Origin of the sequence: Romboutsia hominis (assembly GCF_900002575.1) — a bacterium.
Lineage (GTDB): Bacteria > Bacillota > Clostridia > Peptostreptococcales > Peptostreptococcaceae > Romboutsia_C > Romboutsia_C hominis.
In genome coordinates this window covers 2,002,884-2,028,408 of record NZ_LN650648.1, presented here as the reverse complement: position 1 = coordinate 2,028,408, position 25,525 = coordinate 2,002,884, and the positions used below count along the sequence as shown (strand labels likewise).

Genomic DNA, 25,525 nt, shown 5'->3' with positions numbered 1-25,525 from the left:
TTGTGAATACTCAGTTTAGAAAAGGAGTACTTGAAATATGTGTACTAGCTCTTATTTCTAAAAAGGACATGTACGGATATGAGATAGTGCAAAATATATCTAAAGTTATAGAAGTTAATGAAGGAACTATATACCCTATTCTTAGAAGACTTACAAAAGAGGGATATTTTGACACATATATATTAGAATCGAGTGAGGGACCTGCTAGGAAGTATTATAAATTAACAGACTTGGGAAAAGAAAACTTAAATAAGTTAATTGTAGAGTGGAAAGATTTCGTAAAGGCTGTAAATATTTTAATAGAGTAAAAGGAGTGATAATATTGAATAGAGCTGAATTTTTAGATATATTAAGAGATTATCTTAAAGGTAGTTTTTCAGAAGAAGAAATAGGAGATATATTAAGAGACTATGAAGAATACTTTTTAGATGGAACAATAGAGGGAAAAAGCGATATAGAAATAATAAAATCTCTAGGTTCACCTAAAACTATAGCTAGTGAACTTATAGCAGAGACTAAAAATAAAGAAGAAGATAATAGTATAAGACTAAAAATAAATATAATAAAGTCAAATTTTAAAAGACAATATATAAACTTAAAAGATAGAGTTAGTGAAAAATTAACTTTAGATATTGAAAATAATGACCAAAATAAAAGAAAAATAATACAATTAGGTCTTAGTATACTATCTTTAATAGTATTCATTCCAAGATTTTTAATAGTATTATTTTTATCTGTAGTTGGTATTATATTAGTTTCATTAATTGGTTTATATGTAGCTACAATGCCTATAATAATGAATTTTATATCTCAAACACATGAGGTAATGGGACTTTATGTATTTATGTCTATTGCATTTGTAGGTGGTCAGATACTAGCATGGCAAATATATATATTTATAATATCTATATATAAAACAAGCGTAAATAGATATAAAAGTTGGATGAAAACAAGAAAACTATATATAAATGCTAGTAAGAAAAAAGAAGCTAATAATAAAGAAGAGAATAGTTTTAAGGAAGGAGAGAAAGATGATGAATAAAAAGGTAACCATATTTTCAATAATATTAATAGTAATTGGTATAGTTGGCACTATATACTTTTCTATATCATCTGTCCCTTATTTTACTCAAACTATATCTAATATAGAAAAAAGCTTAGATAAAGAGCAAGTAATTTATAATAAAAATATAAGTATAGAAAATTTAGATGTAAATACTAAAGTTAGTAATATAATAATAGAAAAATATGAAGGACATGAAGTTAAAGTAGTAAAAAAAGGTACAAGTAACTACAATATTAAAGAAGATGGCAATAAATTGAGTATAGTTGAAAATGAAAATGAATATAATTATAAAATAAGCAACAATTTAGAAGAATTTATAGAAAATGTGATTAATGCATTTTACTATAATAATAGTCAAAGTTTAATTATATATGTTCCAAATAATATAAATGTAAATGCATCTACTGATTATGCAAGATTAAGTATAGAAAATAATCTATTACTAGATAGTGTATATTATAAGACTATAAATGGGTATATATCACTGCCTAAAGGGATGAAAACACTTAAAAACCTAGATATAAAATCTAATGGACATATATATTTATCTACAGAGGAATTAATAGGAATAGATAACGTTAATATAGAAAGTGGTGGAATTGAAATATATTCAGCTCAAAATGAAATATTTGTAGATGATATTGAAAAATTTATACCAAAAACTATAAATATAACTCAAAATAGTAATAGTAGTTCAAATATTAATATAGATACAAATATACCAATAGCTAAAGAATTAAATATAAATGCATACAATTCAAGCGTTTATATAAACATACCAAGTAAAAATTATAATTTTAGTGTAGATATGAAGTCTATATCAGGTATAAATGCAAGTAATATGCTTATTGATGAGCATTATAGAAATGATGAAAATTTAAAAGAGTTAAAGGGAACTTTAAACAAAGAAAATTTAAATAATGAAGAGAAATATATTATAAATGTAAAAGCGGATAATATAAATTTACATTAAATAAATGAAATTATAGCCAAAAAATATAGAATAATCAATTAACTCCAATAAAAAATGCTAAAAATATAAAGTATACTATGTTATAATATTTATAAATATAAAAAGAAGAGGTATACTTATGAATAAATTAGCATTAAGTTTTATAACAGCTTTTACTTCATTTTTAGTTATAGGATGTAGTGATAAAAGCGTAAATGATGATAATAAAGTAGAAGTTAAACCATCTTCTGCAGTAGAAAGTGAAATATCTCAAAGTGAAGCAACACTAAAGGAATCGGATAAAATTAAGCAAAATTCAGATAGCATTAACATACCTATACATATACTTAAAGATGATCCTAAAGAGGTTAAGTATATAGAAGTTAAAAAAGATAGTACACTTCAAGAAAAGATAGAAAGTATTATAAAGGTATTATCTAAAGAGTGCTTTAATAGTTTACCAATGAAAGTTAAGCTTTATCCTGGTAATAGTAAAGTAAGGATTGAATTGATAGAACCAAAGACTGATTCAGAGAGTAGAGTATCTTGGAAGAAAGATTATCTAAATGAAACAACAAAAGAGTACACAATAAATACAATTGTAAAAAATATAATTCAAGAAGATTATAAAGGCGATTGGATAAAAGAGGTACAATTATATTATGATGGTAAGTTAATATCATTAGATTAAAAGTCAGTATTAGAAGTATTTCTAATACTGACTTTTTTATGTTTTTATGATTATTTTGTTTTTAATTTACTTTATATTTCTATATGTATTTCAAAGAAATATAAAGTAAAAACAATTATCATATAAATTATATATCATCTATTGTATATATATCATCATCAAGATTTGATATATAGTTAGCTATAGATAATACACCTATACCAGCGAGAAGCTTCATTTGTTGCTTGCAAGTTGCTTTAACTGTTGAAGTTGTTATTTTTCTAATTGAAGGACTAATTACACTCAAAGCAGCTAATGTAGTAGAACCTATTAAAATACCTTTTAATAATTGATTATCTTTATCCATGGTGTCACTCCCATCAAGATATAATTTATATATTAAAAATTAATTAAATTTTAATATATAAATAGGATGTGTAAATGATAAAAAAATATAATCTAAAACTGATATATTAAAAATATTTATGATTTTAGGATTATTTACTTTAATAATATTATTAAAAGAACTAGTAACCAGATTTTAAGATTTTCATATAATTATATTAGACAGCATAAGTTTATTATGCGAGTTGAATATTACAGCAAAAGGGGTTTTGACGTATTATGAAGAAAAAGAAAAGCCAAGGGTGTGGATGTCAACCTAAGTGTGACAATTTCAATGTATGCAATGACAAAGTAAAATCATGTAAATCATGTAACTCACACAAATCAAATGTTTGTTGCAAAAAACCTTCAAAAAAATATATAGATTGTGATCATGAGAGTAAATGTGATTTTATGGACGATTGCAAATGTGATGAGCATTTTGAGATTACATGTGTAGATAAGTGCTTAGAACTAGCACAAAAAGCAGAAGATTTATTTGATGAAGCATCACGCTGTGAATGTAAAGCTAAGGAGTTAATGGAAAAAGCTAGAGAGTGTGAAAAATCATCAAATGTATTAGCAGCAAAAGCTAATGATTTAAGAGAAAAAGCACAATGCAACGAGAATGAATCTAGAGCAGCAGAATGTAAAGCCAAAGAATTAATGGAAAAAGCTAGAGAACTTTGTGAAAAGGCTAAATGCTTGCATAAAGAAGCTGAAGAAATAGAGAATGAAGCTAGATGTAAGTGTGAAAAAGCAAATGATTTAAGAGACAGAGCACAAGAATTCAGTGAAAAAGCTAAGTGTTTATATGCTAAAGCTTTAAAATTTGATGAAAAAGCATTAGAATGTTATAAATCTGCAGAAGATAAAATAAAAGAATATGGACATAAATCTAAAAAATGTGAAGAAATGATAAAAAAATGTAGTAGCAAGTTAGATAAGTGTGAAATGGATATGAAAAAATATATAGATTGTGATCACAAAAAATATTGTACATGCGATACTAAAGAAAGTAAATCATATTGCAAAAAAAATAAAGAGAAATATTGTGATATAGGTCTAAAGCCAGAATATTGTAAGCCACATTGCAAAGAAGATGTGTATATAGATTGTGATTGTGCAACTTATGTAAGCCCTATGTATGATATGTGTAATATGCACTATATAGGGGATATGGCAGATGAATATCCAATGGTCGGAATGCCTTATATGAATGCTTGCTCTAATCATTGTCAAGACGCAAATGATATGTGGATGCACTATTATATGAATATGAAAAATATGATGAAAAATATGGGATGGCCAAGATATTAAAATACTAAGAATAAATAAAGAATGCCTGCAGGCATTCTTTATTTATTCTTAAAGAAAATTATACTTATTTTAATAATTCTTTTTCTATAGACTTATATACTTTTTCCATGAGATTATTAAAATCTCTAGTAGATTTCATATAGCTAGAAACTAGAGGTAAATTAAAAAATTCTTGATATTCCTTGTTAAGTTCTACTAATTTACTTGATGCATCTTCTATTCTATTATTAGAGTAAAGCTTATTTTTTTTATCTATATAATTATCAAGTTGTCTTTTTAAATTTTTATTTTTATCAAGTTGGGATTTAGATTTCTTCATAAGTTTAAATTCATCACTAGATTTAATCGAATTAGCAAGTTCAAGTGCTTTTTTATTTATATCCATATATACCTCCATTTATAAAAAATACTATATTACATTTTATAATTTAAGAAGATAATATATACTACATATTTAAAAGGAATATAATTTACATTATAAGCGAGTTAATTCATTTAAAAAGTATTCAAACATAATACCATCATTTCTATCAGTGTCAAATTTGGATGTATAGTTTACTACTTTATGAACAAAATAACTAGATTTATTAATAGCAAATTCTAAATCATGACCATTTGCTATTAAGCCACATATAATAGATGTGAATATATCACCAGTGCCACTATAAGATAAATTATTATATTCAAATGAAGTAATAAAACAATTATCACTGATTTTATCATATCCAATATTTAGTATATAACCATCCTGAACTACTCCAGTTATAATTACATTTTCAGGGCCTAATTCAGAAATTTCTTTGGCCATATTAATAATATCTTTTTTAGTCAAATCACCAATATCAGAAATACTTCTATTGGTTAATAGACATGCTTCAGTTATATTTGGAGTCGTAAGATTAGATATCTTTACTAAATTTTTAATTTTTTTACACATATCGTTATCAAATATAGAATACATATTTCCATTGTCTCCCATTACAGGATCCACTATTACAAAAGAATTATTATTTTTCTTTATAAAGTCAATCACTATATCTACTTGGTCTTTAGAACCTAAAAAACCACTATAGATATAATCAAAATTAATATTAAGCTCAGACCAAACATTAGAGTATTCTCTCATGTGATCAGTAAAATCTAAAAAACTATATTTAGGATAGCCTGTTTGACTAGATAAAATTGCTGTAGGAAAAGGACAACATTGAGTTTTTAATGCAGATAATATAGGTATTGCAGCAGTTAAAGAACATCTACCTATACCTGATAAATCATGAATAGCAGCTATTTTCTTCAAAATAGCACCTCCCTATAAAAATATTTATATAAATATATTACTACTAAAAAATTCAAAAACAAATATATAATTACAAAAAATAAAATGTATGGTTACAATTTATTTAAATATATATTACAAAGATTTGAGAGAGTAAAAGCTTTAAATAAATTAAAATTATTTTTAATATGTTTGGATATAATAATATAAATCAAGAGAATACATAAATTGCTTTTAGGAGGTCTGACATTGATAAAACTTAATATTAAAAATAAGTATGCTAAAATTATAATTATATCATTATCATTAACGATAGCTATTGGATTATATTCATATATAAAAGAAGGTGAATTAATAATAAAATCAAACTCTACCGAAGTAAGTAAAATAGAAGATGGCGAAAATAATAAATACAAGCTTCTTCTTGAAGAACTATTTGATCATAGAAATAAAGCAATACTTGATAAAAATGAAGAAGGGCTAAAAGAATTATATGAGGTAGATAAAAAGTTTGGTTTATGGGCATGGGAACATGAAGTAAAAAAGATGAAATACCTAGAAAATTGGTCTAGTAAACAAGGAGTTAAGTTTAATGATATAAAAGCAAAAGTGAAAATCAAAAAAGTAAAAGAAAAGGAAGAAGGTTTATACGGCATTATATGTACAGTTTCAACAGAGTATAAGTATTCATATGATAAAGAACCAGATATTATAAATATGTGTAGAATAGGAACTTATCATTATATAAATGTCAAAATAATAGATGATCAATATATAATAACTAAAGAATGGTATACAGATCCATTTGCTGATTCTTTAAACTTAGATAATATAAAATCTGAAGACATAAAAAATTATATAAGTATGCAAAAGCCTACAATATTAGATTTAAAGCAAGAGCAAATAAAAGCCATAGAATATGCACATAAATATTGTGGAGCAGCTGCTGATGAAGAAAATGGTTTAAAATTCAACTCAAATTACAGAGATTATAATCCAGAAGGTGGAGACTGCGCAAACTTTGCATCTCAAATAATGTTTGAAAGTGGGAGATTCAAAAAAAATGATACATGGAATTACGCAGATGGTGCAGGAACTAAGGCATGGGTAAATGCACAAGCTTTTAAAAATTATATAGTATATAGTGGTAGAGGAAGTTTAATAGCAAAAGGAAGTTATGAAGATATTTATAAAGAAGCCTATAATTTAAGACCTGGGGATTTTGTGGCATATGAAAAAGGAGGCAGAATAACTCACGTATCAACTGTAACAGGACTTGACTCAAAAGGATATCCTTTAGTAACTTGTCACAATACAGATAGATTACTAGTACCATGGGATTTAGGGTGGAGTGATAAGGCTATAAGATTTCATTTAATTAAGGTACATTACTAGAAACTAGAATCTATAAGTTGATGTGTATAAACTTAATAACATTTGACAATGATATGTATATATGTTAAAGTAATAATAAAGTTGCAAACATTTGTAGCTAAATAATTTTTGTGTGTTTTTAGGAGGATCTATTAAATGAAAACTGGTGTAGTTAAATGGTTTAATAATGAAAAAGGATTTGGATTCATATCTGTAGAAGGTGAAGGAGATGTTTTCGTACATTTCTCAGCTATAGCTGCTGATGGATACAAGTCTTTAGAAGAAGGACAAAACGTTCAATTCGAAATAGTTGAAGGTGCTAAAGGTCCTCAAGCTGCTAACGTAGTTAAATTATAATTAATTTCATATATATATTAGTAAGTCTAGTAGTATGTGAAACACCCGCCGCAATTAAGCGGCGTTTTTAATTTCACTATTAACTTATTCTTTTACAAGTCCAACTCCATTTATAAATTTAAATCCTTTTTCATTAATCAAAGCATCAAATAAATCTAAAGAATTGTATTTACAGAAATTATCTAAACAATAAAGAGTATCATCTTCTAATTTATCAAATTCATTGTACATATGAAAAGGAGTACTAAACTTAATCATTTCATCTCTTAATTTGTCCATATCAATTAAAAATTCAGCATAAGATAAATCAAGACTTCCATTTAATATTAGGGATTTCACTATATCTAATATTTCATTCTTATCTTCAAATTTTATAACTATCTTTTCTTTATCTCTACGAGATTTAATATAGTCATTTATTTTATCAACAATGCTTAATAAATTATTATCTATAAAATAAATAAAATCAGCTTGATTAAATTTACTTTCAATATCTTCTATAAGTAATTCATTCATATGAGATTCCCAAAGTTGTACACCATATCTATTGTAATTAGTATTTTTTATAGGCTCTCCTTTATAGTCATAAATTCTAGGAACAGAGTAGTTGTGATAGTTAGCTATTTCACATCTAAAGTAGTATCCATCTTTATCTTTAGGAATTAAATTTACTATAAATTCATGCATATCGCTTCCTAAATATATTTTTGTGTTTTTTAATAAATCAAATCTATCTTTTAAAACTTTAGCATCTATATTGTATAAATTATTTTCATATGCTATTTCATATACCTTGTGTTCATATATTTTATTTAAAAAACTATTAACTTCTATATTATAATCAAATTTCATTGTTATACCTCCAAATTTAAAACATAAATAATTTTTATTTAATATATACCCATAAAAGATAATTTAAATAAAAAAAATAATTTTAACATATTTTAAATTAAAATATATATAAAAATATGTTAAAATTATAGTTGAGAGAAAGAAGAATATAATACTTTTGTATATAAATTAATTAATGTTTACTTATTGGAGGTGCAGTATAGTGAATATATTATTTTTTCTAACACCTAAGAGTGAAGTTGCATATATATATGAAAACTACACTATGAGGCAAACTCTAGAGAAGATGGAATATCATAGATATTCATCTATTCCCATAATTAATGATGAGGGGAAGTATGTTGGGACTATAACAGAAGGAGATTTATTGTGGACATTAAAAAATAAATTTTCGCTAGATTTAAAGGGAGTAGAGGATATTCCTATCAAAGAAGTAAATAGAAGAAAAGACAATTCTCCTGTTGATGTTAACGCTAATATAGAAGATTTAATTTCAAAATCTATGAATCAGAACTTTGTTCCTGTTATAGACGATCAAGAAATTTTTATTGGTATAATAAAAAGAAAAGACATTATAGAGTATTGTTACAATAAATTAAAAGAATAAGATAAGACCTAGTATATACTAGGTCTTATTTTTAGTCATTTAACTTGATCATATTTCCATATTTAGATCTAAGGTCATTTAATTTTTTAGAATAAACTTCTGTTTGCTTTTGATACATTAAAGTTCTTTCTATTTCATTTTTAACTTCTTCATATTCAGATTCTCCACCTTTATTTAAATCTTCTAATTTTATTAAGTGGTATCCAAATTGAGTTTTAACAGGTCCTGCTACTTCACCTTTTTCCATATTGAATACTGCTTCTTCAAATTCTGGAACCATTTGTCCTCTAGGGAATGATCCTAAGTTTCCACCAGCTTCTTTAGAAGGGCAAGTAGAATGTTCTGATGCTGCATCTTCAAAAGATACTTCATTAGCTTTTATTTTATTTAATAAATCATTAGCTTGTTCTTCAGTTTCAACTAATATGTGCTTAGCAGTAGCTGTTTCTGGCTTATGGAATTTATCTTTATTAGCATCAAAGAAAGCCTTCTTTTCTTCTTCAGTTAAAGATATACTAGTTAATACTTTGTTTATAGCATATTGCTTTAACATATTTTCTTGAACTCTTTGTAATTCTTTTTTAAACTCTTCATCGTTATGTAATTCATTTTCTTTAGCTTCCATATAGAATAATTCTTGGTTAACTAAATCATCTAATAATTGCTTTTTACCTTGCTCACTATTAAAGTGCATAGCTTGATATGGTTCTAAGCTTTGTAGAGCACTCTCAACATCGTAGTTAGTGATTTCTTTTTCTCCAATTGTTGCTAAAACTTTTCTTTCCATAATTGTTACTCCTTTATGTAAGTTTATAATTAATATTACTTTCAATTTAAATGATATCAGAAAAAAACTTATATGTCTAACATTTCCAAATTTTATACTAAATATGTATTAATATGAAAAAGTAATAGTTATAAGTAAAAGTGATGATAGCATTCCAACGACACCTTCATTTTCATTGTATTTAAAATTTTTTATGCAAGAAACATAAAAGTATATAAATAAAAATATTAGTTTAAAAATAAGTAATATTCTGTTTTTAGAGAATAATAAATAGCTACATAAAAATAGTATAAATGCTAAGATTGTAGTTATTCTATATAATACATCTATATCTTCTATTTTATTAATAGATTTTAGAATCATTATTATATAAACTATAGATGCTGTTAAAAATAATAGAAACATAAATATTTCAATCCTCATAGCAGCAATAGAAACATAGTCGTACCAAACTATAGGCCAAAAAAATAAGAATAAAAATTTAAAATATTTATCAAGAAATTCTTTTGAAATAATAAACACATCCTTTCAAATTCAATCTATAAATAAATTAAAGCATACAAATTAATCAAATACTACCATTATTATATCTATATAAAAAAAATATATGAAATATTTATTGTTTAATTAGTATATATATTAATTAAGAAATTAATTTATAAAATATATTAAGGTGGGATAAGTATGTATAGATATTATACTAAAGGTGTATGTTCAAAGTCTATATTAATGGATATTGAAGGGAATATATTAAAAGACGTAGTTTTCGAGGGTGGATGTAGTGGAAATACTATAGGAATAAAGCATCTAGTTGAAGGTAAAGATATTGATGATATAATAAAAAATCTTGAAGATATACCATGTAAGAATAGAGGAACATCTTGCCCTGATCAATTAGCTAAAGCACTTAAAATATATAAGAAATATGTTTATAATAAATAAAAAAGTCTTCTAACGAAGACTTTTTTATTACTTAGTTACAACTATAGCTATTTTAGCATCAGGATTGTAACTAACTTGAACTAATTGATTTTTCTTAAGTCCAGCAAGGTCTTCTCCACCATAGTTTATTTCTAATTTTACTGGCATTTTACCTTGTTTTATTATAGCTACGTACTCATTTTTACCTTTTTTCTCTAGACTGATTAAGTTACCAACATAAGGCTTGAAGTTTTGATATTTTTCCCCAGCTTTTTTTATGTAGAAGTAAGTCCCAAGAGCAACTAATAAGTTAACTGCAAGTATAGCCCAACCATTTATCTTAGCAACCATACCAACTATCATAATGATAACCATTAAAACAATAGGAATTATAGCTTTTTTCATAAGTAGTTTGCCCATTATTTCATTAGCTCTTTTTTCAGGGCCAGTCATTGTTTTTGATCTAGCAAATGATTCTGCGAATTTGTCTTTTAAGCCCATATTAATCCTCCTAATTTAATTAATATTAGATATAATAACGATGTCATGCTTGAAACTTAAAGGTCATTACATTTATATTATGTACAAGTTTGTTATTAAAATTTATATTCAAGCAAAGCAAAATATATTAATTATTTTATCATATAATTAAAAAAAAGGAAATAAATGAGTTATAAAAACTTGATAAATATATATAGTAGTATAAATTAACATAATCTCATTCTTTAATAATATAATTTAGCTATTTTGTTTATTGTGGTAATATATATGTATATATTCATTAATAAAGTAAGGAGATTAATATGGAAAAGAAATATATAATATCTCTAGATCAAGGCACAACAAGTTCAAGAGCTATATTGTTTGATGAAAATGGAGAAATAGTAAGTAAATCGCAAAAAGAATTTACTCAAATATATAAACAATCTGGATGGGTAGAACATGATCCTATGGAAATATGGGGAACTCAAAGTGGGGTAATGAGAGAAGTAATAGAAACTAAGGGTATAAGACCGGAAGAAATTGCTGCAATAGGAATAACTAATCAAAGAGAAACTACTATAGTATGGGATAAAAATACAGGAAAACCTATATATAATGCAATAGTTTGGCAGTGTAGAAGAACATCAGATATATGTAAAGAATTAAAAGACAAAGGATTAGAAGAAATAATAAAAGATAAAACAGGTCTTTTAATAGATGCTTATTTTTCAGCTACTAAAGTAAAATGGATATTAGACAATGTAGAAGGCGCGAGAAAAAAAGCAAATAATGGTGAATTACTATTTGGAACTGTTGACACTTGGCTTATATGGAATTTAACTAGGGGAAAAGTTCATGCTACAGATTACTCTAATGCATCGAGAACTATGATGTATAATATAAAAGAGCTAAAGTGGGATGAAGATATATTAAAAGAACTTGATATACCAAAATCAATGCTCCCAAATGTATACCCATCTAGTTATGTATATGGACACACTGATTCTATGATGATGGCAGGTGCAGAAATTCCAATATCAGGATGTGCAGGGGATCAACAAGCTGCGTTGTTTGGACAAACATGTTTTGAAAAGGGAAGTGCAAAAAATACTTATGGTACAGGTTGTTTTTTACTTATGAACATAGGTGAAGAAATAGTTAAATCTAGAAATGGTTTAATAACAACTATAGCTTGGGGGATAGACAATAAAATTACTTATGCATTAGAGGGAAGTATATTTATGGGAGGTGCCTCTATTCAGTGGCTTAGAGATGAATTAAGAATGATAAAAGAAGCTAAGGATAGTGAAAGTTATGCATCAAAGGTTGATGATACCAATGGAGTATATGTTGTTCCGGCATTTACAGGTCTTGGAGCACCTTACTGGGATATGTATGCTAGAGGAACCATTGTAGGTTTAAGTAGAGGAGCTAAAAAAGAACATATAATAAGAGCTACTTTAGAATCTATAGCATATCAAACTAAAGATGTATTAAATGCTATGGAACAAGATTCAAATATAAATCTTAAGTTTTTAAAGGTAGATGGAGGAGCAAGTAGCAATAATTTTTTAATGCAATTTCAATCAGATATATTAGATGTAAATATAGATAGACCAAAGGTTATAGAAACAACAGCACTAGGAGCTGCTTATCTGGCAGGACTTTCGGTAGGATTTTATAAAAGTAAGAATGATATAAAGGTTAAGTGGGGAGTTGATAAAGAGTTTACTCCTAAAATGGATAAATGCAAAAAGGAGAAATTATATAAAACCTGGAAAAAAGCTGTAAAAAGAGCTATGGAGTGGGAAGAAGAAGAGGAATAAAAAAGATGGTATCAAACCATCTTTTTTATTTATGTTATATTACTCCTTTATAGCAGCTACAACACTCATCTCAACAAGAAGACATTCTCTAGCCATCTTAGCTTCAACACATGCTCTAGCTGGAGCAAATCCTTCTTCAATCCAAGCATCCCAAACAGAGTTCATATCAGCAAAATCTTTCATATCTTTTATATATATAGTAACTGATAACATATGATTTTTATCTGAACCATACTTGTTTAATAAATCTTCTATTTTCTCTAATACTTTAGCTGTTTGCTCCTTTATATCACCTTCAGCATGAACTTGACCACATAAGTAAAGAGTATTATTGTGAACAACAGCTTTACTCATTCTTTCAGTTGTTTCAAATCTTTTTATTTCCATAATTTTACCTCCAAGTTAAAAATATTCCAATAAATCACATTACATATAAAAATATATCATATAAAGTAAAATTATTAAACAATTAAGTGAAATAAATTCCAATTCTAATATAGATAAACATAAGATGTATATGATGATAAGTTAAATAATAAATGGAGAGTTTTTATTTATTGAAATTGGTCAAATATATTATATAAATAATAATTTAAAACTATATAAATATGTTATAATCATATACAAGTAAAGATTTTTAAAGGAGGATAAATATGTCTGACGATAGAGTGATAGATTTTAACAATTTAAAAAACAAGGCTAAAGATTCTGATGTAGATAAGTTTGAACAGTATATATATAATTTATATTTTTCAGTAATGGATGGAAGTATGACAATGGCTGAATTTTCTAAGAAGATATTTGATTATATGAAGGATAATAATATATCTTATGAGAAGTTTATGAATATACAAAAAAAATTTATGGAAAGATATGGTATGAATCCTCAAGAAGTAGAAGATCAACTTAAAAATTTTGGAATAGATCCAGCAAATTTAGACATGTCTAATATTAGTGAAGAGAGTATAAATTCTATAAAGAATACAACATCATTTTATGAAAAATATGCTAATAAAATACAAACTAAAGGTTGTGTAACTACTTATATAAAAAATGATACAAATGATATAGAAGTTATAATAGATAAAGAAAAAGTTACATTATGTAGTAGTAAGAAAATAAATTTAGTTGATGCTGAGTTAAATGAATTTTTACTAGGATATAAAAATGTATTTAATAATAAAATAAAAGTAGTACTTTGTGAAAATTGTACAGAGTATGATTATTAATAAAAAATTCGCTTCATCTCATAATAAAAAAAGTGTATGATTAATTTTACTTAATCATACACTTTTTTATTAATAATTTATAGTTTTTACAACTTCTATTCCATTTTGTAGCATACTATTTAAAAATACCATGTTTAGAAGATTTGCAGGATGAACTTCGCTATCATATGTATCTACTAAATCAATAGGAACTATAATATTTTTACTTATATTATTTTGATTAAAGTATGACTTTAACGTTATTGCAAATTGATATACACATATATCTGTACAATCCCCTACAACTATTATATTTTTAGTATTTGAAAAATTTATATCTTTTAATGTGAAAAAGGCATTAGTAGAGTTTTTCGGAATAACTTTGATGTTTTCTATAGACTTAAGTTCATCTATTATATCACTTTCAAAACTATCTACCATACAGTGAGGAGGATAACTTAAAAGTTCTATAGAATCAGTAGTATGACAATCTGTAAAGGCAGTTATATCAGACACTTTATTAGATAAATATTTTGTAAAATTATAAATAGGATTTATCAAAGCATTTATCCTAGGTGAATAAAGGGAACCACCTTTTGCAAATCCATTATTCATGTCAACTATAAATAACTCAGTTTCATTTAGATTTAAATCATTAATATTTTTAGATTTAATGTTATCAATATTGTTTTTAATAGATTTTAATTCATTTAATAGATTTTCCATAATACACCCCTTATATATAAACTAATTATAGTTATTTTACATATATATAATACAGGTGTCAAGACATAAAAGAGCTATCTTCAAAGTTGAAGATAGCTCTTTAGAGGAATTAGTTATCTGCTAAAAGGTCAAATACATTCCTCTTAATATATATTATGCACTTTATATATAAATTGATACTAATTTAGAATAATAGATTAGCTATTAAAGTTATAATTGGTAGTGCTATAGCTGTACGTATTAAGAAGATAATAAATAAATCTTTTAGGTTTAATGGTATATCTGATTTTAATATTACAGCTCCAGTTTCAGTTAAAAATATTAATTGACTTATAGATAAAGCACCTATTATAAATTGAGTTATTTGGCTAACTCCATCCCCAGATACCATAATAGATGGTAAAAACATATCTGTAAATCCGACTAATACAGCAGGAGCTGCTATATGAGCATCAGGTATTTGTAATAAGTTTAATACATAAACTATTGGTAAAGATATTATATTAAATACTGGTGTAAACTCTGCAGCTATAAGTGCTAATGTCCCCCAAGCCATAACTAAAGGAAGTAATCCTAAGTACATGTCTATAACAGTTTTTATTCCTTGTATTATAATAGTATTAAAAGAAGGTGCATTTTCTGCTCTATATAAAGCTTTTTCAAAAGCAAATTCAAAAACATTTTTACCACTAGGAACTAATTCTTCCTTTAAATGAGCCACTCCGTTATAAGTAGAATCACTAAACTTATTTAATGGATATATACGAGGCATTATAAGTGCACAAGCTAGTGATGCAATACAAACTGTTCCATAAAATGGTACAAACATTGACATAAGCCCAAGTTGATCTGCTATAACTGTAGAAAATGGCAGTGACACTAAAGAGAAACAAACAGATATTATAACAGCTTCTTTAGTAGTGTAATAACCTTGTTTATACTGAGTGCTAGTAATCATAACTCCTAAAGTACCATCTCCTAGCCAAGAAGAAACAGCATCTACAGCAGCACGACCAGGAACTTTAAATAATTTATACATAAATTTAGATATTAAAGTTCCAAGTAAATCCATAAGACCAAAGTCAACCACTAAAGGTAAGAAGAAACCTGATACTAAAAATATTGCAAGAAGACTTGGTAAAAGTCCTATTATTGTTTGACCAGTAACATCAGATATTATAACTTTAGGACCTACATTAAATAAAGTCATAGTTATAAATATAGCACCAAGTATTCTACATAATAGCCAAAATGGAGAGACATTTAAAACACTATTTAAAAACTCATTTTTTATATTTATAAATTTACTCAATATAGATAAAATAGCAGAAGTAATAATAACAACTAAGGCTATGTTTAACATATAATCAGCAAAAACTATTTTTATAAGCTCAGCAATAAATCCTATCCCAATATTTATAGAAGATAATCCTTCTAAAGGAATCATACTACCATAAGGTAGTGGAATAACAAATAATAATAAACCAAATAATGACGGTATTAAAAATTTAAAAAAACTACTTTTCGATGTAGAACCTACTAAATTTCCTTGCATAAATCAAACCTCCTAAATTAAATTTAAATATTAAAAAAGTCCCTTGGTCAAAAGACCAAGAGACGAAAATTCCGCGTTACCACTCTTATTAATAATATATGCGCATATATTACTCACTTAAGTCTCGTAAGGTGAGATATCCCGATTACCATACTTAGTTTCAGATAATCTTCTCCAAAGCTCTCTTCGATTAAACTTCAATGCCAAGCTTCCACCATCCTCGGCTCTCTATAAAATTCATTTAATGTACTCTCTTTTTCATTGAATTTATATTATTTATTTTCTATAATCTTAAAATAAATAATTTTAAATGTCAACAATTTTATTTCGTAAAATTAAAATATTTAGAAAATTTTTATTAATAATTAGTTTTTGCTATTTTCTATTTCTTCGGCTAGATTATTTAAATATTCCCATCTCTCATATTTAAATTCTAGTTCTTTTTCAAGATTAGCTTTTTCATCAAGAACTTCTTGAAGTTTAACAAAGTCAGTTGCATATTTAGTAGAATCACTTTCTAATTGTTCGATTTTTTGTTCTAATTTTTCTATATCAGAATCTATAGTTTCGAACTCTCTTTGTTCGTTATATGAGAACTTAAGTTTTTTGGCTGATTTAGGTTTTTCTTTCTTAGGAGTAGAGTTTTCTTTTATAATTTTTTCATCTTCAAATTCTATACCTTGTACTTCCTTATAAACCTGATAATCACTATAGTTACCAGTATATATATGAATATTTCCCATACCTTCATATGCAAATATTTTATTACATATTCTATCTAAGAAGTATCTATCATGAGATACTGTTATAACAACACCTCTAAATTCATCTAAATAATCTTCTAGTCTATTTAGTGTTTCTATATCTAAATCGTTTGTAGGTTCGTCTAATAATAGTACATTAGGTGCAGTCATTAGAGTTCTAAGTAGATGAAGTCTACGTCTTTCTCCACCAGATAATTTATTTATTAAACTATACTGAAGTGTTGAATTAAATAAAAATCTTTCACACATTTGAGAGGCTGATATTTTACTTCCATCAGAAGTTTCTATATAATCACTTCCTTCTTTAACATAATCTATAGCTCTCATATCAGGATGCATGTGGGAGTCATCTTGTGAGAAACATCCAATTTTAACGGTTTCACCAACTTCTATATGACCACTATCGGGGCTTAATTTACCATTTAATATATTAATTAACGTTGATTTACCCATACCATTTTTACCAATAATACCTATTCTATCAGTACGAGCTAGAGTATAGTCTAAGTTATTTATAAGACATTTTCCATCAAAAGACTTAGATATATTGTGTATTTCTATTATTTTATTACCAAGTCTAGTAGAGCCAACAGATATATCCATTTGCTCATCTGGTTTTATAATATCTTGATTAACTAAGTCATCAAAACGTTGAAGTCTAGCTTTTTGCTTAGTAGTACGAGCTTTAGCACCACGTCTAACCCATGCAAGTTCTTTTCTCATTAAATTTTGACGCTTTTCTTCCATACTAGCTTCAAGTGTAAGTCTTTCCATCTTTTTCTCTAAAAATAAAGAGTAGTTACCATCATAACTAAATAGTCTACCTTTATCTAATTCAATTATTCTATTAGAAACTCTATCTAAGAAATATCTATCATGAGTTATCATTACTAGTGAACCACGTCTAGAATTTAGATATTCTTCTAAATAATCGATAGTTTCATTATCTAAGTGGTTAGTAGGCTCATCTAGTATTAATAAGTCACAAGGGGTTATAAGTGCTGAAGCTAGTGATATTCTTTTTCTTTGACCACCAGATAGTTCTTTTACCTTTTGGCTAAAATTAGTTATGCCAAGTTTTGTTAAAATCATCTTAGCTTCACTTTCTAAATCCCAAAGACCAAGCGTATCTATTTTTTCTTGTAGAGATATTAGCTTATTGTTTATATCTTCATTGTAAGCTTTATTAAGTTTATCAAGAGTTTCTTGATATTCTAATAAAAGTTTCATTTCGCTAGATGTACCTTTAAATACTTGCTGCAATACAGTGAACTCTTCATTGTAGTCAGGATTTTGAGGTAGATATTCAACTCTAACTCTATTAGCTTTAGTAACAGTACCACTATCTGGAACTTCAACTCCTGCTATTATTTTGAGTAATGTAGATTTACCAGTACCATTAACACCTATAATACCTATTTTTTCTCCTTCATTAATACCAAAGGATATATTTTCTAGCAATGTTTTTTCCGAATAACTTTTACATATATTTTCTAAAGTCATTAAATTCATAAAATCACCTAAATTCATATTAATTTTGATAATAGATTTTTTATTTAAATAAATCTATATAAGAGATTATATTTATGCATGTTTAATAAACTATTAAATATAGACATTAAAACCAAAAATAATCTATATAAATTACATGATGAGGTAAATAGTTATTAACTAAATTAATTTTACATGTAAAAATAATAGAGTATAATCTATATAAAGAAGTGAAACTTAAAATGCATATAATATAATTTGAGAAAAACATAATTATATTATATCTTATAAGTGTTAAATATACTAAGGTATTTTAAATAGAAAATGGGGGATAAGCGATGGATATATATATATCACAATTAGACGAAACACAAAAGATACTTAAAATTATTAAAAAATACAATGTGGGATTAGAAGTTGTTCAATTTGCAAGTCCTTATATACTTGATGATAAAGACATGTATTTACAAACATATAAAGATGAAATAAAAGATATATATGGAAAAACTAATATATCAATACATGGACCTTATGCAGATTTATCTGTAGGAAGCAGAGATAAAGATATAGTAAAAGTAACTAAAAAAAGATTAAATGAAGGGTATAGTATAGCTAAAGAACTAGGTGCTAAAAAAATAGTATATCATAATGGATATACACCAAATACATACACTAAGGAAGAATGGCTTAATAATGCAATAACCTTTTGGAATGATTTTTTAGCAGATAAAGATGACAATATAGACATACATATAGAAAACACTATGGAAGAAGATTATCTTTTTATAAAAGAGTTAGTTGATAATGTAAATCATAAAAATTTTTCAGTATGCTTAGATATAGGTCATGTAAATGTATTTTCTAATATAAGTGTTAATGAATGGTTAGAAGGATTGGGAGATAGAATTAAGCACTTTCATATACACAATAATTATGGGTCAAAAGATAGCCACAGTAGTATAGAAAGTGGTAATATAAATATAATAGAACTTATAAAATACATAAACAAAAATTTAAAAAATTCAAGTATATCTTTAGAAATAGTTGATACAAATGAACTAATAAATTCTTTAGAAATACTTAAAAAAAATGGATTATTATAGTATTAATAAAACAAAACTGGTCAGGGTGATGAAGATGAAAGCTGAAATAATAACAGTAGGAACAGAAATACTTCTTGGGGATATAATAAATACTAATTCTCAATATTTAGCAAAAGAATTAGCAAGTATAGGAGTAGATGTATACTACCAAAGTAGTGTAGGAGACAATGAAGAAAGACTTTTAAAATCATTTGAGGAAAGTTTAGGTAGAAGTGATATTGTTATAACTACAGGAGGACTTGGTCCAACTAGCGATGATATAACTAAAGAGGTGGCTTGTAAATTTTTTAATCAAACACCAGTACTTCATAAGCCATCACTTCAAAATATAGAAAAATATTTTAAAAAGATGAATATAGAGATAAGTGATAGTAATAAAAAACAAGCTTATTTCCCAGAAAATGCTATGGTACTAGAGAATAAAAATGGTACAGCACCAGGTGCAATACTAAAAAATAATAATAAAATTATAATAATACTTCCAGGACCGCCTAAGGAAATGAAGCCTATGTTTGAGGAGTTTGTTAAGCCATATCTACAAGATAAAACTAAAAGTGTATTAATGTCAAAGAATATAAAAATACTTGGTATGGGAGAGTCTTTGGTAGAAAAAAATTTGATAGATATCATAAAAGAACAAAATAATCCAACAATAGCGCCATATGTAAAAGAAGGAGAAGTTAGTCTTAGAATAACAGCAAAAGCTAAAACTAAAAATGAAGCAAGTAGTTTAATAGAACCTTTTGTAGATAAAATCAAAGAAAGGCTTGGAAATTGCATATATGCAGTAGGAGACATAAATTTAGAAGATGTTATAGCTAATATGTTAATAGATAAAAATATGACCATATCAGTAGCAGAATCTTGTACTGGTGGTATGGTAAGTTCAACTCTTATAAATTACCCAGGAATATCTAAAGTTTTCGTTGAAGGATGTGTTACATACTCAAATGAAGCTAAGAGAGAAAGGTTAGGTGTTAAAAAAGAAACTTTAGATAAATATGGAGCAGTAAGTGAAGAGACAGCAAAAGAGATGGCTTATGGCATAGCAAGTAAATTTAATACTAATATCGGAATATCAACAACAGGTATTGCAGGTCCTGATGGAGGAAGTGAAAAAAAACCGGTAGGACTTGTATATATGGGTATATATATAAATGGTAAAACATATGCTATAGGTCAAATTTTTAATGGTGATAGACAAATGATAAGGTTAAGGGCTACTAAAACTATACTCAATGAATTAAGACTAAAATTATTAGAGCTATCTTAGGAGGACATATGATAAAGTATATATTTTGTGATTTAGATGGAACTTTATATAATGGACATATAGATGATAGAGATATTTATGAGATAAATAAAGTTCAGAAGGAAGATGTAGTATTTAACATAGCAACAGGTAGAATATTTCCACATGCATTAAATATTATAGATAATCAGATTGAAATAAAAGGTTACTATATATGCGAAAATGGATCTTATATTTATAATAAAGATAAAGAATTAGTATTTAAGGGTACTATAGATGATGAGATAGTTAGAAAAGTTATAGCCAGATTTGAGTCAAATGATGCAAAATTATATTTTAAGTATAATCAAACTGTAATACTATGCGAAGAATGTAATGTATTTAGTAAGTATACTAATAATTATATCCTTGATAAAGAATTTATCCATAGAAAAAGTTTTGATAATCTAATAGGAAATATAGGTGTAGTATCAGAAAATATAGAGGAACTAAGCAAAATAGAAATAGACTTAAAAGCAGAGTTTAATGAAGTATTAGATATATATTTTTCATCAGAAAATACATTAAATATTACTCCTAAAAATGTATCTAAGAGAAAGGGTATAGAGTATATATGTAAATCTTTAGGAATAAAAGAAGATGAAATAGCTACTATAGGTGATTCTCCTAATGACATAAATATGCTAAGTGGAGTAAAATATAGTTTTGCAATGAAAAATTCTAGAGATAGCGTAAAAGAACATGCAAACTATATTGTAGATAGTGTAGCTGAAGCTATAAAAACAATAAATTACATAAATTGTAAATAAGAAGGAGGATTAAATAATGAAAAAGGTATTAGTTATGTTAGCAGATGGATTTGAAGAAATAGAGGCAATATCAGTGGTAGATGTATTAAGAAGAGCAAATGTTGTATGTGATATGTGCTCAATAAAAAAAGAATACGTAAGAGGAAATCATGATATAGTTTTAAAATCAGATTGCAGTATAGATGATATAAATGTTAATGAGTATGATGCCATAGTGCTTCCAGGTGGTTTACCAGGTGCTACAAATTTAAAAGACGAAAGAGTTAAAGATTTTGTACAAAAGTTACATAAATCAGGTAAAATAGTAGCAGCAATATGTGCAGCACCAGAAACATTAGAAGAATTTGAAGTATTAAAAAACAGAAAGTGTACATCTTATCCAGGATTTATAAAGGATAAATCTAGTGTATCTTATGTAGAAGAAATAGTAGTAAGAGATGAAAATATAATAACTAGTAGAGGACCAGCAACAGCTATTGAGTTTTCTTTAGAACTACTTAAAGCATTAGGGTATGAAGAAAAAGCGAAAGAAATAAGAGAGGAAATGTTAGTTAATTTTTATAATAAAAATGCTTAACAAAAATATTAAAAAAAGGATATGTAAACTTGCTAAAGCAAGTTTACATATCCTTTTTTTAGTAAATAAATATCTACAATTTTATTTATTATTAAATTTAATACCTTGATAAGAGTCACGTCTTTTTAGTTCTGCATCTATATCATTTAGCACTTCCCATTTTTTTAAACTCCATAAAGGCCCGACAAGTTCATCTCTTTTACCGTCACCTGTTAATCTATGAACTATCATAGTATCAGGAAGTATTTCTAGTTGATCACATACAAGTTTTATATATTCATCTTTATCCATTAGATTAAGCATGCCATTTTGAAGCATTTTTTCCATAGGCGTATCTTTTATTACATGAAGAAGGTGTATTTTTATACCATCAACACCCATATTTGCAACTGCTTTAGCAGTTTCCATCATCATATCATAATCTTCTCCAGGAAGTCCATTTATTATATGAACGACAACTTTTATATTTCTAGCTTTTAACTTTTCAACACCTTTTAAAAATTCTTCATAATCATGACCTCTATTTATAAGTTTAGATGTTTTATCATGAATAGTTTGAAGCCCTAACTCAACCCAAAGGTTAGTCTTTTGATTTAACTCATCTAAATAATCAACAACATCATCAGGAAGACAATCAGGTCTTGTAGATATAGAAAGACCTATGACATCATCAAGCTCTAATATTGTTTCATATTTTTCCTTTAAAACCTCTAAAGGAGCATAAGTATTAGTATATGCTTGGAAGTATCCTATATATTTAGCTGATGGCCATTTTTTATGCATCATTTCTTTTATATCATTAAACTGTTTTATAAGATTATCCTTTGGATTTCCAGCGAAATCTCCAGAACCTTCTTTACTACAATAAGTACATCCACCATAAGAAACCTTACCATCTATATTAGGACAAGTAAAACCTGCATTTATAGAAACTTTGAAAACTTTCTCGCCAAATGTATTTCTAAGATAATAATTCCATGTATGGTATCTTTTATTATCAAAAGCATATTTAAACTTCGTCAAATTTATCACCTTTTCTAATCAATATAATTTATATCTATCTATATTACCATAAAAAAAGTATATGTACAAACTAGAATAACTAGTCTAAAAATAAGAATTACAATACTGTTACATAAAATTTAGAATACAAATAACATCTCTTTAATAATATTTATTAACAAAGTATTAGGGGGGCAAAAATGAGTAGTAATAAAGAAGAAAAATCATATAAAGAGATAATAAAAGAATGCTTAAATACTATAAAAAGCAAAATAAATGGTATAACTAAAAAACAATGTATAATAATCATAGTTTTTTTTGTTATATCATTATGTGTGTGCATAAATATAGTTGTAGCTAAGTATGACAAAAGAGTTTACCCAGGAGTTAGTATATACCAAGAAGACATATCTGGAATGAATTATAATGAACTAAGAGAAAAGTTAGAGGTATTAAAAAAAGAAATAAATGAAAAAGAGGTGAAAATAAAAATAAAAAAAAATACATATGTACTTAGTATGAATGACATTGTATCAAATTATAATACAGATAAATTATATGAAGATATAGTTAATGAAAATAAAAATAAAAATATATTAGAAAAATTTATGACTATAATAAAAAACAAAGAAAAAAATTATAAGTTTAACATAGATATAAATGAAGATAAGATAGTAAGATGTGGATATATTATAGATAAAGAAAATTCTAAAAAGCCACTAGAACCTAAAGTAATTATAGACAATGAAGTTGTAAAATTGAAAGAAGGTAAAACTGGTAAAAGATTAGATTTAAATAGACTTGTAAAAAATATTTTATATAACATTAATAATGAAAATATATACAGAGAGGACATGGTTATAAACTGTAAAGAAATAAATGAACTGCCTACAATAAAAATAAATAGTTTAAAGAATATTAATCATAAGATATCATCATACTCAACTTCATATGCATCAGGTGGAGGAAGAGGAGATAATATAGAAGTTGCAGCAAAAAAAATAGATGATTTATTACTTATGCCAGGAGAAGAATTTTCATATGAAAAAGCTTTGGGACCAATAGATAGAGAAAATGGATATAAAAATGCACCTGTAATAATAAATGGAGATTTAAAAGATGGAATTGGTGGTGGTGTATGTCAAGTTTCATCAACGTTATATAATACTCAATTAAAGTCTGGAATACTACCTACAGAGAGAAGAAACCATTCAAAGCCAGTTAGCTATGTGCCAAGAGGATTAGATGCTACATTAGCTACAGGGAGTATAGATTATAAGTTTAAAAATACTTTAGAATATCCAATAGTTATAAATACTAAAACAAGTAATAACTTATTAACTATAGAATTTTGGTCAAATGAAAAAGCTTTAGATGGAATAGAGTATGAAGCTGTAGGATATTCTAGTGGAAAAGTAGCTAATACGTATTTGTATGGATATAATGAGAAAGGGAAAAAAGTATATGAAAAACATATAGATACTAGTGTATATAGATAAAAAGAGGAGAATGTCTCCTCTTTTTAATTATAAAATTTAATCAACTTTATTTATAATATAATCACATTAAATTTTTATAATATGTCAATATTTTTTAATTTATTACCTACTGATAATATACTAAAACCTATAAGTATCAATATTAATGATAATATAGAAACTATAAATCTAGATAAGAAAAATGGTGAAAATATTAATATAAATCCAAATATGACTTTAATTAAATTAAAAGTACCGAATCTATAGTAAGGGTTATTTTTATTTCTAATTAAGTTTATTATTTGAGAATATATTATATATATTCCAAATATTGAGGAGATAAAAATTTGAATTTTAGTAGGGAATACTATCAATAATATGGCAGAAATCAAAAGTATACATTGTATACCAATAAAAGGTTTAATTTCCTCTTTAGGAGCATATCTTCTAAGTTCATTTATATTCTTTAAATTTAAGTATGCAAAAAATAAAAGTAATAAAGAAAAAGCAAAAGAAAGTAGTTTAATTCCGATTCCTTTATTTATAAAAGATAAAACACCAAAGCCTATAAGTAATACTCCTATAATCATAAACTTAACCGAGTTTTCTTTTTTATACATGTTACTAAAGTTTATATTAAACATTTGAAACATAGATTGTCACCTCTAACATTATTTTATATAAA

29 protein-coding genes and 1 other annotated feature are annotated in these 25,525 nt (G+C 26.0%); of the genes, 16 read left to right on the top strand and 13 right to left on the bottom strand.

Features of this window, described 5'->3' with window-relative positions; translation table 11 throughout:
• The first annotated feature begins 2 nt into the window (after nt 1-2).
• The 4 genes from FRIFI_RS09875 to FRIFI_RS09860 all read left to right on the top strand — a co-directional run bounded on the left by FRIFI_RS09875 (nt 3) and on the right by FRIFI_RS09860 (nt 2,709).
• Complete coding sequence (locus FRIFI_RS09875) at nt 3-308, top strand: PadR family transcriptional regulator (RefSeq protein ID WP_092924834.1); 306 nt, start codon at nt 3-5, stop codon at nt 306-308.
• A 14-nt stretch (nt 309-322) separates the two neighbouring features.
• Nucleotides 323-1,042, top strand: coding sequence for a DUF1700 domain-containing protein (locus FRIFI_RS09870; RefSeq protein WP_166505753.1), 720 nt, complete (start codon nt 323-325; stop codon nt 1,040-1,042).
• A complete protein-coding gene (locus FRIFI_RS09865) occupies nt 1,032-2,039 on the top strand; it encodes a hypothetical protein (protein ID WP_166505752.1) in 1,008 nt (335 codons plus the stop codon). Before FRIFI_RS09870 ends, FRIFI_RS09865 begins: the two co-directional genes overlap by 11 nt.
• A gap of 118 nt (nt 2,040-2,157) precedes the next feature.
• Complete coding sequence (locus FRIFI_RS09860) at nt 2,158-2,709, top strand: hypothetical protein (RefSeq protein ID WP_092924838.1); 552 nt, start codon at nt 2,158-2,160, stop codon at nt 2,707-2,709.
• Nucleotides 2,710-2,836: 127 nt separating this feature from the next.
• Here the strand turns inward: FRIFI_RS09860 and FRIFI_RS09855 are convergent, their stop codons facing one another.
• On the bottom strand, nt 2,837-3,055 hold the full coding sequence (locus FRIFI_RS09855) for a hypothetical protein (protein WP_092924840.1): 219 nt from the start codon (nt 3,053-3,055) through the stop codon (nt 2,837-2,839).
• Between the two features lie 257 nt (nt 3,056-3,312).
• On the opposite strand from FRIFI_RS09855, the gene FRIFI_RS09850 reads away from it, so the two are divergent.
• A complete protein-coding gene (locus FRIFI_RS09850; RefSeq protein ID WP_092924842.1) occupies nt 3,313-4,392 on the top strand; it encodes a hypothetical protein in 1,080 nt (359 codons plus the stop codon).
• A 64-nt stretch (nt 4,393-4,456) separates the two neighbouring features.
• Here FRIFI_RS09850 and FRIFI_RS09845 read toward each other — a convergent pair whose 3' ends face one another.
• Nucleotides 4,457-4,777, bottom strand: coding sequence for a YlbF/YmcA family competence regulator (locus tag FRIFI_RS09845; RefSeq protein WP_092924844.1), 321 nt, complete (start codon nt 4,775-4,777; stop codon nt 4,457-4,459).
• Between the two features lie 90 nt (nt 4,778-4,867).
• Entirely contained in the window at nt 4,868-5,689 is an 822-nt protein-coding gene (locus tag FRIFI_RS09840; RefSeq protein ID WP_207733536.1) for a pyridoxamine kinase, read from the bottom strand.
• Between the two features lie 228 nt (nt 5,690-5,917).
• On the opposite strand from FRIFI_RS09840, the gene FRIFI_RS09835 reads away from it, so the two are divergent.
• Together FRIFI_RS09835 and FRIFI_RS09830 are read left to right on the top strand one after the other, a co-directional pair.
• Entirely contained in the window at nt 5,918-7,063 is a 1,146-nt protein-coding gene (locus FRIFI_RS09835) for an amidase domain-containing protein (RefSeq protein ID WP_092924848.1), read from the top strand.
• Between the two features lie 135 nt (nt 7,064-7,198).
• Nucleotides 7,199-7,399, top strand: a complete 201-nt coding sequence (locus FRIFI_RS09830; protein WP_092924850.1) for a cold-shock protein — start codon at nt 7,199-7,201, stop codon at nt 7,397-7,399.
• A gap of 84 nt (nt 7,400-7,483) precedes the next feature.
• Here the strand turns inward: FRIFI_RS09830 and FRIFI_RS09825 are convergent, their stop codons facing one another.
• Complete coding sequence (locus FRIFI_RS09825) at nt 7,484-8,251, bottom strand: hypothetical protein (RefSeq protein ID WP_092924852.1); 768 nt, start codon at nt 8,249-8,251, stop codon at nt 7,484-7,486.
• 202 nt (nt 8,252-8,453) lie between these two features.
• Between FRIFI_RS09825 and FRIFI_RS09820 the strand changes: the two genes are divergently transcribed.
• Complete coding sequence (locus FRIFI_RS09820) at nt 8,454-8,858, top strand: CBS domain-containing protein (RefSeq protein WP_092924854.1); 405 nt, start codon at nt 8,454-8,456, stop codon at nt 8,856-8,858.
• A 31-nt stretch (nt 8,859-8,889) separates the two neighbouring features.
• Here FRIFI_RS09820 and FRIFI_RS09815 read toward each other — a convergent pair whose 3' ends face one another.
• A complete protein-coding gene (locus tag FRIFI_RS09815; protein WP_166505751.1) occupies nt 8,890-9,645 on the bottom strand; it encodes a peptidylprolyl isomerase in 756 nt (251 codons plus the stop codon).
• Nucleotides 9,646-9,753: 108 nt separating this feature from the next.
• Entirely contained in the window at nt 9,754-10,050 is a 297-nt protein-coding gene (locus FRIFI_RS09810; RefSeq protein WP_092924858.1) for a hypothetical protein, read from the bottom strand.
• A 279-nt stretch (nt 10,051-10,329) separates the two neighbouring features.
• On the opposite strand from FRIFI_RS09810, the gene FRIFI_RS09805 reads away from it, so the two are divergent.
• A complete protein-coding gene (locus FRIFI_RS09805) occupies nt 10,330-10,587 on the top strand; it encodes a TIGR03905 family TSCPD domain-containing protein (RefSeq protein WP_166505750.1) in 258 nt (85 codons plus the stop codon).
• Nucleotides 10,588-10,614: 27 nt separating this feature from the next.
• On the opposite strand, the gene FRIFI_RS09800 is transcribed toward FRIFI_RS09805, so the two are convergent.
• The gene (locus tag FRIFI_RS09800; RefSeq protein WP_092924862.1) at nt 10,615-11,067 is read right to left on the bottom strand and encodes a hypothetical protein; all 453 of its coding nucleotides are present in this window, start codon (nt 11,065-11,067) and stop codon (nt 10,615-10,617) included.
• 302 nt (nt 11,068-11,369) lie between these two features.
• Here FRIFI_RS09800 and glpK point away from each other — a divergent pair, with 302 nt between their 5' ends.
• On the top strand, nt 11,370-12,875 hold the full coding sequence (gene glpK, locus FRIFI_RS09795; RefSeq protein ID WP_092924864.1) for a glycerol kinase GlpK: 1,506 nt from the start codon (nt 11,370-11,372) through the stop codon (nt 12,873-12,875).
• Nucleotides 12,876-12,914: 39 nt separating this feature from the next.
• Here the strand turns inward: glpK and FRIFI_RS09790 are convergent, their stop codons facing one another.
• Nucleotides 12,915-13,262: a RidA family protein gene (locus FRIFI_RS09790; RefSeq protein WP_092924866.1), complete on the bottom strand. Its 348-nt coding sequence runs from the start codon at nt 13,260-13,262 to the stop codon at nt 12,915-12,917.
• A gap of 266 nt (nt 13,263-13,528) precedes the next feature.
• Between FRIFI_RS09790 and FRIFI_RS09785 the strand changes: the two genes are divergently transcribed.
• Nucleotides 13,529-14,104, top strand: coding sequence for a DUF3867 domain-containing protein (locus tag FRIFI_RS09785; RefSeq protein WP_092924868.1), 576 nt, complete (start codon nt 13,529-13,531; stop codon nt 14,102-14,104).
• A gap of 69 nt (nt 14,105-14,173) precedes the next feature.
• On the opposite strand, the gene FRIFI_RS09780 is transcribed toward FRIFI_RS09785, so the two are convergent.
• The 3 genes from FRIFI_RS09780 to FRIFI_RS09770 all read right to left on the bottom strand — a co-directional run bounded on the left by FRIFI_RS09780 (nt 14,174) and on the right by FRIFI_RS09770 (nt 18,640).
• Nucleotides 14,174-14,809, bottom strand: a complete 636-nt coding sequence (locus FRIFI_RS09780; RefSeq protein WP_092924870.1) for a cysteine hydrolase family protein — start codon at nt 14,807-14,809, stop codon at nt 14,174-14,176.
• 184 nt (nt 14,810-14,993) lie between these two features.
• Entirely contained in the window at nt 14,994-16,364 is a 1,371-nt protein-coding gene (locus FRIFI_RS09775) for a YjiH family protein (protein ID WP_240275671.1), read from the bottom strand.
• A gap of 55 nt (nt 16,365-16,419) precedes the next feature.
• Nucleotides 16,420-16,635: a binding site (T-box leader), on the bottom strand.
• 94 nt (nt 16,636-16,729) lie between these two features.
• Complete coding sequence (locus tag FRIFI_RS09770) at nt 16,730-18,640, bottom strand: ABC-F family ATP-binding cassette domain-containing protein (protein ID WP_166505749.1); 1,911 nt, start codon at nt 18,638-18,640, stop codon at nt 16,730-16,732.
• Nucleotides 18,641-18,957: 317 nt separating this feature from the next.
• Between FRIFI_RS09770 and FRIFI_RS09765 the strand changes: the two genes are divergently transcribed.
• From FRIFI_RS09765 to FRIFI_RS09750, 4 genes are read left to right on the top strand one after another with little or no spacing between them, the layout of a single operon-like run.
• Nucleotides 18,958-19,722, top strand: a complete 765-nt coding sequence (locus tag FRIFI_RS09765; protein ID WP_166505748.1) for a sugar phosphate isomerase/epimerase family protein — start codon at nt 18,958-18,960, stop codon at nt 19,720-19,722.
• Nucleotides 19,723-19,756: 34 nt separating this feature from the next.
• Nucleotides 19,757-20,995, top strand: coding sequence for a competence/damage-inducible protein A (locus FRIFI_RS09760; protein ID WP_166505747.1), 1,239 nt, complete (start codon nt 19,757-19,759; stop codon nt 20,993-20,995).
• An 8-nt stretch (nt 20,996-21,003) separates the two neighbouring features.
• Nucleotides 21,004-21,783, top strand: a complete 780-nt coding sequence (locus FRIFI_RS09755; protein WP_166505746.1) for an HAD family hydrolase — start codon at nt 21,004-21,006, stop codon at nt 21,781-21,783.
• A 16-nt stretch (nt 21,784-21,799) separates the two neighbouring features.
• The gene (locus FRIFI_RS09750) at nt 21,800-22,360 is read left to right on the top strand and encodes a DJ-1 family glyoxalase III (protein WP_166505745.1); all 561 of its coding nucleotides are present in this window, start codon (nt 21,800-21,802) and stop codon (nt 22,358-22,360) included.
• A gap of 81 nt (nt 22,361-22,441) precedes the next feature.
• Here the strand turns inward: FRIFI_RS09750 and mnmL are convergent, their stop codons facing one another.
• On the bottom strand, nt 22,442-23,383 hold the full coding sequence (gene mnmL / locus FRIFI_RS09745; protein ID WP_092924880.1) for a tRNA modification radical SAM protein MnmL/YtqA: 942 nt from the start codon (nt 23,381-23,383) through the stop codon (nt 22,442-22,444).
• 179 nt (nt 23,384-23,562) lie between these two features.
• Here mnmL and FRIFI_RS09740 point away from each other — a divergent pair, with 179 nt between their 5' ends.
• On the top strand, nt 23,563-24,861 hold the full coding sequence (locus tag FRIFI_RS09740) for a VanW family protein (protein ID WP_092924882.1): 1,299 nt from the start codon (nt 23,563-23,565) through the stop codon (nt 24,859-24,861).
• A gap of 74 nt (nt 24,862-24,935) precedes the next feature.
• Here the strand turns inward: FRIFI_RS09740 and FRIFI_RS09735 are convergent, their stop codons facing one another.
• Nucleotides 24,936-25,493 carry a DUF308 domain-containing protein gene (locus FRIFI_RS09735; protein WP_166505744.1) on the bottom strand — a complete coding sequence of 186 codons (558 nt, stop codon included), beginning with the start codon at nt 25,491-25,493 and terminating at the stop codon, nt 24,936-24,938.
• Nucleotides 25,494-25,525: the final 32 nt, after the last annotated feature.